This window comes from Psychrobacter sp. 1044 (genome assembly GCF_904846525.1).
In the GTDB taxonomy this organism is placed as follows: Bacteria; Pseudomonadota; Gammaproteobacteria; order Pseudomonadales; family Moraxellaceae; genus Psychrobacter.
Genome location: NZ_CAJHAZ010000016.1, coordinates 29,974 through 42,971, shown reverse-complemented (window position 1 = coordinate 42,971; position 12,998 = coordinate 29,974). Strand labels below are relative to the sequence as shown.

Here is a 12,998-nt window from a genome sequence, read left to right as displayed (position 1 = left end):
GTATCTGGCTTTTCGCTATTGCCGAATCGCATAATAGACGGTTCAGCAATAAAGCGATATTAAGCACAATGCTTAAAAGCAGATACTGGATATAATCTAAGCGTTAGCTTTTGGCTTAACAGCTTTAGGTGCACGCGGAGCAAGCTTCTCGCGGATACGTGCTGATTTACCAGAGCGCTCACGTAAGTAGTATAGTTTCGCACGGCGAACAGCGCCACGGCGTTTCACTTCGATGCTATCGATGATTGGTGAATGCAATTGGAATGCACGCTCAACGCCAACACCGCTTGAGATTTTACGTACGGTAAACGCTGAGTTTAAACCGCGGTTACGTTTAGCAATTACAACGCCTTCAAAAGCCTGTAAACGCTCACGCTCACCTTCACGTACTTTTACTTGAACCACAACGGTATCGCCGGGTGCAAAGCTTGGGCGCTCAATCAATTGAGCATTTTCGATGACCTGAACCAATGGATGCTTGTTGCTCATGAGAGTTATCTCCTCACATTAGATAATAGAGGCTTGACGCATATCACCTGTTTGTAATAATGGATCGTATCTTTTTAATGAGACACAACGTAAGTGGGTTATGACAAACGGCCATCATGCTATGACTCGTTTTGTTGTTGCTCAAAATCCTGTTGCTTAACTGTTTATCTTTTTAGCCGCTATCAACGCTGTTTTTTATCTGCTTTTGCCAATGCTTTTAGCCACTTTGCTTGCTCTACCGTTGGCGTAAACGCTTGCCATAAGTCTGGACGACGCGCTTGCGTACGTTCGACTTGCTGGCTAAAGCGCCACTTCGCGATATTGGCATGGTGACCTGAAAGTAACACTTCAGGCACTGCCATACCCGCAAACTCATGCGGCTTAGTATAATGTGGACAATCAAGCAAGCCATCGACGAACGAGTCTTGCTCAGCTGATTTATCATCACCCATAATATCAGGCAGACGACGTATCACACTATCCATCAGCACCATTGCTGGTAGCTCACCACCAGTAAGTACGTAATCACCAAGCGATATTTCCATGTCAACATATTGCGACAGTAGGCGCTCATCAATGCCTTCGTAACGACCACATAATATAATCATGCCGTCATACTCAGTCATCTCGACCACGCTACTCTCACTCAGCGTCTGTCCTTGTGGCGACATATAAATCACCGGACAGTGCGCTTTGTCGACACGGCAGCCGTGCTGAATCGCTCGTAGGCGCGCATCCTCAATCGCTTGGGATAATGGCTCAGCCATCATAACCATGCCAGGACCGCCACCATACGGACGTTCATCAATACGGCGATAATTATCACTGGTAAAATCACGCGGATTAATGCATTCAATCGTCACTTGCTTCTGAGTGACTGCTCGACCCGTGATTCCAAACTCACGAATCGTGGCAAACATCTCAGGGAAAATACTAATAACGGCAAAATACATTAGGTATCTACTTGCGCAGTGGCTAATATTGGCTAAATAAATCGGTGTTATTACTGATAAAGCTTAACCGCAAAGTTAAAATTATTATCAATAATCACTCGGCCATGCCACCAGCACTGTTTTTTCAGTCAGACTGACCTGTACTACAGTTTGCTTGTGCCATGGAATCAGGCGCTCATCGGCATCTAAGCTGTCTGAGTTTGCCGCAACTCGCATAATAGCGTGAGCGCCAGTCTCAAACATCTCAGTAATGTCGCCTAGATACTCATCCTGCTCATTTACAACGCGCAAGCTGACCAAGTCCGACCAGTAATATTCATCTTCAGCGGGTTCTGGCAAGATGTCTTGCTCGACCCAAAGAGTTACCCCGTTCATAGTCTCAGCAACATTGCGATCAGGAATCTGCTCAAACTGAGCCACAATTCCTGTGCCTTGCTCACGCCAAGCCTTAACGGTTAAAGGTTTCATGCCGGTAGCGGTTTTCATCCACCAAGGTTTAATGTCAAATATCGCCGTACGATCATCTGTCTCACTAAATACCCAAAGCCAACCTTTGATGCCATAAGGCTTTTTGAGCTGACCAATTTTCATAAGGGCACTAGCGTTTGGAGCAGAAGACATAACGGCTAACCTAACAATGATGAACACAGCGAAGATAAATAAAAAGCAATTAAAAACGATAAACGCAGTTAAAAGCAATAAACAGTTAATGGCGTACCTAGTTAGACCAGTTACGCTATGTTTTTTACTAAAGTCTATCGAGACTGCTTATAGACGAGCTATCAGCGTCTCAGTGACCACAAAACTTAAGCAGTTGCTTCAGTTTGCGCGACAGACTTGTTGAAAGCTTTTACCAATGAAGCAACGCGATCTGAAGGTTGTGCACCTTTTGCGATCCACGCATTGTACGCTTCCATATTTAGGCGTACTGCTTCTTCAGACTCTTTAGCGAGTGGGTTAAAAAAGCCGATGTTTTCAATATAGCGACCGTCACGCGCGCGGCGTTGATCAGCAACAACTACTTGATAAAATGGGCGTTTCTTGGCACCGCCCCGTGCTAAACGAATAACAACCATGTGAATTCTCTCTTTCGCAGGTATACCAAAAAGGGCACAATTATATCACAGTCTTGATTTATTGAAAACATAAACTGCGCTTATTTAATTATTTATTAACAATAGCTTAAATGCCCGTCGATGTAAAATACAATTGATCATCACCACTAATTTTTAACTGAAGATACTGCCTCTACATCATGTCCAAGTGGCTCGTTGCTGTGTTATTCGGTGCTATATTACTCAGTACTATATTAGTGCAAATTTGAGTATTCAATTGTTGCCTACTGTTTTAAAGCCATCCGTGTCATTCATTGATTATGCTACTCTATGACATAGTCAGCGAGTGAATGATGCTATCGCCTAACGAATTGCTCAATTTCTCAAGAATCGCAACCATTATGCTATTCATAAGTATCGCACGTTATTCTTGAACGACATAAAAAAGCACCATTTTTACACTAAACTCAATAAAGCATCTTTTAATATGTTGGATCCATATGACCACACCAAAATCGCAACCACGTCGCAAAGGGCGGTTCACGCGCTCTTACTCCAACACTTGGCTGACAACCTTGATGGTCTCTTTCATTGTTCTTATCAGTGTCAGCTTGTCGATTCTGTTTTTTTGGCGCAGTCTATATTTACCCGAGCTTAAAAACCATGCGCGTTACTTGACGAGCGAGCTGCAGTTGATGAATAGTGTCAACAAAGACTGGAAAAATCGTCCTGAAGTACGCCAATGGATTTATCAACACTCGCATGTCGTGGTAGTGAATAACCCTAATGACTTTCCAGCAGTGTCTGATAAAGCCTTTGTCGGCGTCTTCACTGATGTATTACAACGCGAAATCGGTGCGCAATTGGGTCGACCTGTCGAGGTTTATTTTAAATTCAAACCGACACCGCAGCTTTGGGTGCAAGACAGCCGTGATGACAGCTTTTGGATTCGTGAACCCGTGGTTTATTATTCACAATATAGTCCAGCATTGTTGGTGCTGTTTCTCATTGGATTACCTATTTTATCGCTGCTGACCATTATTCTACTGGCGCGGCAATTAAATCGTCCGCTACGATATTTGCAGCGTGCCGCGACCAACTATATTCGCCTCGGTCATGCCACTACGTTGCCAACACAAAAAGGACCTACGGAGATACGTCAGGTCAACATGGCATTCAATCGTCTATTCACGACGTTAAATCAAGCACAAAAAGAGCGTACGATTATGCTTGCTGGTATCTCGCATGATCTGCGAACGCCCTTAACTCGTATGCGTTTGACTGCTGAGATGCTACCTGATGACTTTTTTCGAGAGGGATTAATTTATGATATTGAAGACATGGATGCCATTTTAGAGCAGTTTATCTCGTTTATGAAAGATGGCTCCGATGAGCCAGTCAGCCTAACCAATTTGGATACCATCTTTAATGAGATCATGGTGCAATTTGCACCAATGGAGTTCATCTATCAATCAGAGTGTCACAAAGTGGTTCCTGTGCGCCCCATGTCTATCAAACGCCTTGTGATCAATCTGGTCAATAATGCCAAGCGTTATGGCAAACCGCCCATTTACCTGTCAGCGACTGTTGTGCCAACTTTTATAGAAACCATTGAAGAGGAGGATAGCGATGTCGTCAGTGAAAATGTCGTCAATAGAGAAGCGCAAGAACAATTGCTGATATGTGTGCGTGACTGTGGTGATGGCGTTGCAGAAGATCAGTTAGAACGTATTATGCAGCCTTTTGAACGCGGAGAGACAGCACGTACCACACAAGGCAGTGGTTTAGGTCTAGCGATTGTCGATCGTATCGCCAGATTGCATCATGGGACGGTAGAAGCCATTAACCATCCCGACGGAGGTTTACAAGTGTGTGTGCGTATTCCCCTACTTTCCAAGGTTGCTGGAGATACGACCATGGCAGCCGATACAGAAAAAACGCCCGTCTCTAATCACAAGACATGGAACAAAGAAGACTGATAGCCGCTGAAATGTTCATCACTAAAGCTAATAAATGCTCAAAACGATTCGCTGCGACTATTTAGTTGTATAGGTATAGCATCTAGTCTTTGTTTCCAATGATAGGTGGAATATATTTGGCGCTATTCGTAAACGCTAATGGCTGAGTAATATTTTCTTGCGCTGCTGTTAACGTTTGCGTCGTCGATGGCTGCTGCAAAAATAAGTAGTAGCCCAACGTTATTGCATTTAATACCACCAAACCACCAAATAAATATGGCATCCTTTGCCCTCCTCTAATTTAAAGCTATCTTTAAACCGTTAATAATAAAAATTAACCGACAATTCTATCTAAGGTGTGTATTCATTCTAAACATGAAATTGAGAACACTCCTTAGAAATTGAGCCAGTTTATTTGTCACACACTGCTTAATTGATGCCGCTATTTTTATACTAAAAAATAATGACAATCTGGTGCAATGGCATTATTTATCTTCAAAACCACGCTCGCTTTTTTCTTGCGTCAGTTCATCAGCAGCCAAAATTTGTGTCAGTGGCTTGATAGGCCATGTCATGACAAATCGTGCACCGCCAAGCTCTCGGCTCTCATCTACTTTCATACTGCCATTAAACCAAAAGGCAATGCGCGATACAATAGACAAGCCTAAACCATAGCCGCCTGAAGCGCGTGTACGACTGTCATCTAAGCGTGAAAATGGAATAAAGACCTTTTCACGATCTGCTTCTGGAATACCATGACCATCATCCTCAACACTAACAAAAGCATTGCCCTTTCTGACGCCAGCACTAATGATAATCGTGGTCTCTGCATAACGTAAGGCATTGCCCGCCAAATTTTGAATCACACGGTGTAAATAACGCCTATCTGCGACAGCGGTTACTTTAGCATTCGGCAGCTTGGTTACTATTTTGATAGGCTTACCCAAGGCATTGGTTTCACGCTCAATCTGCTCCAATAACTCTCTAAGATTGACTGGTTCTAAATCCAGCTTTGGTGAGCCTTCTTCGAGCTTAGCATAAGTCAAAATCTCATCAATCAAGCCATTAAGCGCTTCGATATCTTCATCAATAAAATCACGCTGCATAAAACGCGAGTCTTCGTCATCCGTATCAGCCAGCATATCAACGGCAAAACGAATACGAGCTACCGGTGTACGCAGCTCATGTGATACCGCTCGCGTTAATTCTCGCTGCGACTCAATAAGGCGCTTGATATGCGAGGTCATGGCATTAAAAGTCGCAGCTAAACGGGCAATTTCATCCTGCCCAATGACTTGAACTTGACTTTCAAGATTACCTTTACTCACCTCATTGACGCCAACCTGAATCAACTGCAATTTGCGTTCAAGTGGAAAAATCAACGCATACACGCCTAAGCTGATTAAAAACATGCTGATAAGAATCATACTAATAATCAGATTAAGTGGGAACCAATTGAATAATGGAACCGGACCAATCAATATCGCCATATCATTGATTTCAGAAGGCACCACTACTCTAATAGCCGAATTACTTTTGCTGCTATTGGTATCTTGTAAGGAGATAACCACTTCATCTCGGCGTAATCGTGCAAGCTGATCGGTATCCAAATCCAGTGTATTGACGGCTTTAAACTCTAAAGGAAAGGAAAACTTTTTTTCCAGTTCAGCCAAACGGGCACGCTTGTCAGATAACGTCACATAGTAAGACAAATCATCCAATAAAAATACAGCGATTGCCCGTACTTGCTGCTCAGTCACTTGCGATATTCTAGCGGTTAAAACACTTTGATTGTCCGGTAGACGATAATACACATCGGCATAGACAGGTTGCTCGGTATAACGAACGACCGTATTGCCATTTTCAAAACGCCGCAGTTCACTGGCATTAAAGTCCACTTCATCAATAGGCAAAACTTTGAATTCTGAGCCAAATAAACTACTGGCATCAGACAACCAATATTCACGCTGCTCTTCACTTTCTTGATGAGCGATACCTTCACTCACCAGATGAAAAGCCCCTGTTGCCATGTTTTCACGGTAGGATTGGACGCGCTCTTTGTTGATGGTATCCATCAACAGTTGAGCAAACAATGCCACACACAAACAGACTATGAGTAGCCCAGCATAAATACGAACAAAGATACTGTGTTTTAAAGAAGAGACTAATGACATACGTGCCGTAACCAACTTAATGAATAAAAACTGTCGACATCATTCAGCAAACAAGCGCTGCGTGATAAATGATATCAAACACTGTTGAATAAGAAACCATTCTGGCTGCTGTATTTTAATTTATAACTGAGCATCACCTAAAATCCATTTACCTCATGTATATTTAGGCAGCACCCACAATAATTGCTTAATTAAACCACATAACGCTGTATTTAAGTTCAAAAATTAAAATTTAGCCACAAAAAAACCAGCCTAGTTGCTGGTTTCTTTGGTCACGCTAATGAGCAATAAGCCATTGCCGGAGCAAAATTAACTTAGTTGCCTTCTTTAACGAACAAATACCCTTTACTACGAACGGTTTTGATACGTTTTGGATTTTCTGGATCATCACCGATTTTTGGACGAATGCGTGAGATACGAACGTCAATTGAACGATCTTGACCGTCATATTCGATACCACGTAGACGCTCAAAGATATCTTCACGCGAAAGAATTCGACCCGCATTAGAAGCAAGCAACCATAATAAGTCATATTCAGCGCTGGTGAAATCAACCAACTCATCACCTAAATTCACTGAACGACCGCCATTGTCGATGACCAGTTCACCAAATTCTAGGCGCTGTGGTACATCTTCTGATGGGGCATTTTCTGAGCGACGTAATAACGCACGAATACGTGCTAGCAAGACACGTGGCTGAGCAGGCTTAGCGACATAATCATCCGCACCCATCTCAAGACCCAGTACCTGATCCATATCTTCAGTACGCGCAGTCAGCATCAAAATAGGATTCTGATAGTGCGGGCGTACTTCACGACATACCGTCAGTCCATCGCTACCAGGAAGCATGACATCAAGTACGACCAAATCTGGTTGTTCACTGACGATGCGACGAATAGCACGATTGCCATCGGTTTCGATAGCGACTTCTAAACCATTTTTGACCAAGTAATCTTGAGTCAACATGGCCAGACGCTCATCATCCTCAACAATCAAAATTCGGGGGGTGTTGTCTTCTTCATTCGTTGTCATTGTTATATCCTCTAATACATCTCATTTAAAAGCAGTAAAAGTAAGAGCGGTAAAATTAATAGCACCATTAAGTGGCACAATTGATGTTGGTATAGCTGTTACAAACTTGGTAGCACAGTATACTATTAAACATACAGCTTCCTATACTATAGCTTATAGTCGTTAACAAAACCTATAAACTACACCCATTAAAACTTTAGTTTACGTCCAAAAATTATGAGCTTTATACAAATAATAGCAAGTGAAATGTTTTTTTACGACCCTTTCCTCACCTGAATTTCTATAAGCAGCCAATCTTAATGCAGCGCACAGTGATAGGATACTTGATTGATACCGATACTTGTATTCCTGTTACGTCTAATATAGCGACATATCACCTTTGCTGCCAGTGACTTTTTCATCTACTATTCCCGTACTGCTTATTATCATTCGATACATAATTAGTAAATGAATAGTTCATATATGCATAGTTAGTTAACATTCATATTTAAAAAACTGGCTGTTGAGCTCAAAATTGCATCATAAATCGTATATTTATCCTCGATCAACAAGCATAGAATATTAAATAATAAACATAAAAAAACAGCCCATGATGGACTGTTTTTTTATATCTGTGGTAAGAGTCAAAAGGAAACTCTAAAATTTTCCACAAAAAATTAAGCGCGGTTTTTGTACTTACGGATAGTCTGTAGCTGTGCCACAGACTCTGCTAATGATGCTAAAGCTGCATTAGTTTGTACAGTATCCGATTGATTAACCAGCATCTGCTCAGCCTTTTTACGTGCTTCGACAATTTTGCTTTCATCAAGGTTATGTGCACGCATCGCTGTATCAGCCAATACGGTAACCATCTTCGGCTGTACTTCTAAAACACCGCCTGATACATAAATCACTTCTTCTTCACCGTTTGGTGTTTGCACTCGCATCGCACCCGGTTTTAACAAAGTAATAAGCGGTGTGTGACCTGGCAATACACCAATCTCGCCTTCGGTACCAGTAGCTATTAACATGCTAATTTCGCCTGAATACAACTCTTCACGAGCACTTACGACGCGACATTGTAACGTTGCCATACTTAACTCCTTACGATCAAAACACAATCAAAACTGCGAGGCGTTACTAACTGGCAAATAGACTTTTTATGGTCTATCTGCCCTTTAGCAAATGCTAACACAACTTACGCTGCAGTAGATTTCATTTTTTCTGCTTTAGCAACAACTTCGTCGATGCCACCAGCCATATAGAACGCTTGCTCTGGTAGGTCATCGTATTCACCAGCGATGATTGCTTTAAAGCTAGCAATGGTATCGCGTAGTGGTACATATTTACCAGGTGCGCCAGTAAAGACTTCAGCAACGTGGAATGGCTGTGACAAGAAGCGCTGAATCTTACGCGAACGATAAACGACTAGTTTATCTTCTTCTGACAACTCATCCATACCCAAGATAGCGATGATGTCTTTTAGCTCACGATAGCGCTGCAAAATCTCTTGCACGCCACGAGCAACGTTATAATGCTCTTCGCCAATGACTAATGGATCTAGCTGACGCGAGGTTGAATCTAGCGGATCAACCGCAGGATAGATACCTTGTGAAGCAATATCACGACTCAATACAACCGTTGCATCCAAATGCGCAAACGTCGTTGCTGGTGATGGATCCGTCAAATCATCCGCAGGGACATATACTGCTTGCACAGAAGTAATAGAACCTGACTGCGTTGAGGTAATACGCTCTTGCAGCATACCCATCTCTTCAGCAAGTGTTGGCTGATAACCAACCGCAGATGGCATACGACCAAGTAGTGCTGATACTTCAGTACCGGCTAGTGTATAACGGTAGATGTTATCAACAAACAGCAATACGTCACGACCTTTGCCAGTGGCAGGATCTTTCGTATCACGGAAGTATTCAGCCATGGTCAAACCAGACAACGCAACACGCAAGCGGTTACCCGGTGGCTCATTCATCTGACCGTATACCATCGCAACTTTAGATTTGCTAAAGTCTTCAGTGTTTACAACGCCGGCTTCTTGCATTTCGTGATAGAAATCGTTACCTTCACGAGTACGCTCACCAACACCAGCAAATACTGACAAACCTTCATGTTTTAGAGCGATGTTGTTGATCAGCTCCATCATGTTAACGGTTTTACCAACACCAGCACCACCAAACAGACCAACTTTACCACCTTTAGCAAACGGGCAAAGTAGATCGATAACTTTAATACCAGTTTCTAACAGCTCAGTGCTGTTTGACTGATCCGCGTAGCTTGGCGCTTCACGGTGGATAGACCATTTTTCATCAGCTTCTACAGGACCTTCTTCATCGATAGGACGACCAAGAACATCCATGATACGGCCAAGCGTACCAATACCAACAGGCACAGCAATAGGCGCACCAGTGTTAGTGACTGTTAAGTTACGCTTTAGGCCTTCAGTTGAACCCATTGCGATAGTACGGACGATGCCATCACCTAGTTGTTGCTGTACTTCTAGGGTGGTTTCGGTACCATCTACTTGCAAGGCATCATAAATCTGAGGAACTTCACTACGGTTGAACTCAACGTCAAGAACCGCGCCAATAATCTGTACAATACGACCGCTACTCATTGCGTTCTCCTTGAACTTCTGTATATAGTGGGTTTCATAAGGGGTTTCAATTATGAAACAGCAGCAGCACCGCCAACGATTTCCGAGATTTCTCGGGTAATCGCCGCTTGACGCAGCTTGTTATAAACCAACTGTAAATCGTTAATTAGGTCACCAGCATTATCTGTCGCCGCTTTCATTGCAACCATACGTGAGGACTGCTCAGAGGCAATGTTTTCCATTACCGCTTGATACACAATCGACTCAATATAGCGGCCAAGCAACTCATCAATCAATGTTTTGATATCAGGCTCGTAGATATAATCCCAGCTCAGTTCTGTTTGAATGCCGCTCTCTTCTTCACCAAACGCACTGTCTGGTAAAGGTACCAACTGATTGACAGTCGGCTTTTGGGTCATCGCATTAACAAACTTATTATAAACCACATAGATGCGGTCTATTTTACCGTTAGTATAATCGTCAAGCATCGCTTGAACCGGTGCGTTTATCTGCTCAAACGTTGGCTTATCACCATAATCGGTTACTGCCGAGGTCACTTTACCACCAAAGTTTTTGAAAAAACTCACACCTTTAGCGCCAATGACTGCAAACTCAGTTTGTACAGATTGATCTTGATACTGCTGGATACTTTTAGATAAAGCTTTGAATAAGTTAATATTCAAACCACCCGCCAGACCGCGATCAGAGGTAATGACAATATAGCCAACCTTATTGACTGGACGCGAGACCATATACGGATGTTTATAGTCTGATGAGGCATGCACCAAATGTGAAATAACCCGGCGCATACTATCAGCATACGGGCGACCCACTTCCATGCGCTCTTGGGCACGGCGCATTTTACTTGCCGCAACCATTTGCATAGCACGAGTAATTTTCTGGGTGCTTTTAATACTGGTGACTTTGGCACGTATCTCTTTTAAGCTTGCCATAATGATTCCAATATAAGAGGGTTAAAAAGCATTGGCGCATGCGACAATTATTTAGTATATAACATCAATCTAACAAATTAATGTTATATATTTTGTGCATGACGCGATCTAATACCGTCAATGGTTAGAACAGTGGCGCTACTGTCTTAATAAAAAAATACAAGACAATGCGCCACTTTATTAGCCATCAAAGACAGCCATAACCAATTCGGCTTAACCCGTTAAATTAATAACTGTGATTTTGTTTAAAGGTCTCTAAAGATGACTTCAAACGACCTGCGATATCATCATTATAATTCGCAGTATCATCAATCTCACGCATCAATTCACTTTGCTCATCATGCATATAGCGTAAGTAAGCTTCTTCAAAAGAACCGATTTTTTCGACAGGAACGTCCGCTAAAAAGCCTTCATTCGATGCATAGATAACTGCAGCTTGCTCAGAGATTGACATTGGCTGATACTGCTTCTGCTTCATCAATTCAGTCACACGCTCACCATGATCAAGCTGTTCGCGAGTCGCGTCATCAAGATCTGATGCAAACTGAGCAAAGGCGGCCAGTTCACGATACTGAGCCAGTGCAGTACGGATACCACCAGATAGCTTCTTGATGATCTTAGTCTGAGCTGCCCCGCCCACACGAGATACCGAGATACCAGCGTTAACTGCTGGACGGATACCTGAGTTGAATAGGCTTGATTCTAAGAAAATCTGACCATCGGTGATTGAAATCACGTTAGTCGGTACGAATGCAGATACGTCACCAGCTTGGGTTTCAATAATTGGCAGTGCGGTTAAAGAACCGGTTTTACCAACTACTTCACCATTAGTGAACTTTTCTACGTACGCCGCGTTTACGCGTGATGCACGCTCAAGTAAACGTGAATGTAAATAGAATACATCCCCAGGATACGCTTCACGACCTGGCGGACGACGTAGCAATAGTGAAATTTGACGATAAGCAACGGCTTGTTTTGATAAGTCATCAAATACAATCAGTGCATCTTCACCGCGGTCACGGAAGTATTCGCCCATCGTACAACCTGAATACGGTGCGATATACTGTAGTGCGGCAGGCTCTGATGCTGATGCAACCACAACCGTGGTATATGCTAATGCACCAGTTTGCTCAAGCTTGCGTACGACGTTTGCAATGGTAGAACGTTTCTGACCGATTGCGACGTATACACACTTGATACCAGATGATTTCTGCGCGATGATCGCATCGATAGCCATCGCGGTTTTACCCGTCTGACGGTCACCAATGATAAGCTCACGCTGACCACGACCAATTGGAATCATAGTATCAACGGCTTTATAACCCGTCATTACTGGTTGATCTACTGACTGACGATCAATAACGCCTGGGGCGATTTTTTCGACTTTATCAGTCATTTTGGCATCGATAGGACCTTTGCCATCAATAGGATTTCCCAAGGCGTCAACAACACGGCCTAGCAGCTCAGGACCTACTGGTACTTCAAGAATACGACCAGTACAATAGGCTTTTTGACCTTCTTGCAGCTTTAGGTAATCACCAAGTACTACCGCGCCGACAGAATCACGCTCTAAGTTAAGCGCCATTCCATAGATTTCGCCTTCAAACTCAATCATTTCGCCGTACATGGCATCTTCAAGACCATGAATCTGCACGATACCGTCAGATACTTTGACAATCGTGCCTTCATTCTTTGCAGTTGCACCCGCATCAAGGTCTTGAATACGCTGCTTAATCAGGTTACTGATTTCCGCTGGATTCAATTGTTGCATTGCCTTGTTTCCTTTAATTTATGA

12 protein-coding genes are annotated in these 12,998 nt (G+C 43.0%); 1 reads left to right on the top strand and 11 read right to left on the bottom strand.

Going from position 1 to position 12,998, the window contains the following annotated elements:
- Window positions 1-96 precede the first annotated feature (96 nt).
- The 4 genes from rplS to rpsP all read right to left on the bottom strand — a co-directional run bounded on the left by rplS (window position 97) and on the right by rpsP (window position 2,518).
- Complete coding sequence (gene rplS, locus JMX82_RS11430) at window positions 97-489, bottom strand: 50S ribosomal protein L19 (RefSeq protein WP_045445905.1); 393 nt, start codon at window positions 487-489, stop codon at window positions 97-99.
- Between the two features lie 182 nt (window positions 490-671).
- Window positions 672-1,442, bottom strand: a complete 771-nt coding sequence (gene trmD, locus JMX82_RS11425) for a tRNA (guanosine(37)-N1)-methyltransferase TrmD (RefSeq protein WP_201540626.1) — start codon at window positions 1,440-1,442, stop codon at window positions 672-674.
- Between the two features lie 87 nt (window positions 1,443-1,529).
- The gene (rimM, locus tag JMX82_RS11420; protein WP_045445903.1) at window positions 1,530-2,063 is read right to left on the bottom strand and encodes a ribosome maturation factor RimM; all 534 of its coding nucleotides are present in this window, start codon (window positions 2,061-2,063) and stop codon (window positions 1,530-1,532) included.
- A gap of 185 nt (window positions 2,064-2,248) precedes the next feature.
- A complete protein-coding gene (gene rpsP, locus JMX82_RS11415; protein ID WP_045452431.1) occupies window positions 2,249-2,518 on the bottom strand; it encodes a 30S ribosomal protein S16 in 270 nt (89 codons plus the stop codon).
- 479 nt (window positions 2,519-2,997) lie between these two features.
- On the opposite strand from rpsP, the gene JMX82_RS11410 reads away from it, so the two are divergent.
- Complete coding sequence (locus JMX82_RS11410) at window positions 2,998-4,476, top strand: ATP-binding protein (protein WP_201540625.1); 1,479 nt, start codon at window positions 2,998-3,000, stop codon at window positions 4,474-4,476.
- An 82-nt stretch (window positions 4,477-4,558) separates the two neighbouring features.
- On the opposite strand, the gene JMX82_RS11405 is transcribed toward JMX82_RS11410, so the two are convergent.
- From JMX82_RS11405 to atpA, 7 genes are all read right to left on the bottom strand, one after another.
- Window positions 4,559-4,738: a hypothetical protein gene (locus JMX82_RS11405; protein ID WP_045445897.1), complete on the bottom strand. Its 180-nt coding sequence runs from the start codon at window positions 4,736-4,738 to the stop codon at window positions 4,559-4,561.
- A gap of 202 nt (window positions 4,739-4,940) precedes the next feature.
- Complete coding sequence (locus tag JMX82_RS11400; protein ID WP_045445985.1) at window positions 4,941-6,629, bottom strand: ATP-binding protein; 1,689 nt, start codon at window positions 6,627-6,629, stop codon at window positions 4,941-4,943.
- 314 nt (window positions 6,630-6,943) lie between these two features.
- Window positions 6,944-7,660 (bottom strand): response regulator, encoded by a 717-nt coding sequence (locus tag JMX82_RS11395; protein ID WP_045445894.1) that lies wholly within the window; start codon window positions 7,658-7,660, stop codon window positions 6,944-6,946.
- A gap of 656 nt (window positions 7,661-8,316) precedes the next feature.
- The gene (locus JMX82_RS11390) at window positions 8,317-8,733 is read right to left on the bottom strand and encodes a F0F1 ATP synthase subunit epsilon (protein ID WP_021812807.1); all 417 of its coding nucleotides are present in this window, start codon (window positions 8,731-8,733) and stop codon (window positions 8,317-8,319) included.
- A 104-nt stretch (window positions 8,734-8,837) separates the two neighbouring features.
- Window positions 8,838-10,271 (bottom strand): F0F1 ATP synthase subunit beta, encoded by a 1,434-nt coding sequence (gene atpD / locus JMX82_RS11385; protein WP_045452427.1) that lies wholly within the window; start codon window positions 10,269-10,271, stop codon window positions 8,838-8,840.
- 50 nt (window positions 10,272-10,321) lie between these two features.
- Complete coding sequence (atpG, locus tag JMX82_RS11380) at window positions 10,322-11,203, bottom strand: F0F1 ATP synthase subunit gamma (RefSeq protein ID WP_045445883.1); 882 nt, start codon at window positions 11,201-11,203, stop codon at window positions 10,322-10,324.
- A gap of 226 nt (window positions 11,204-11,429) precedes the next feature.
- On the bottom strand, window positions 11,430-12,974 hold the full coding sequence (atpA, locus tag JMX82_RS11375) for a F0F1 ATP synthase subunit alpha (protein ID WP_055125356.1): 1,545 nt from the start codon (window positions 12,972-12,974) through the stop codon (window positions 11,430-11,432).
- Window positions 12,975-12,998 lie beyond the last annotated feature (24 nt).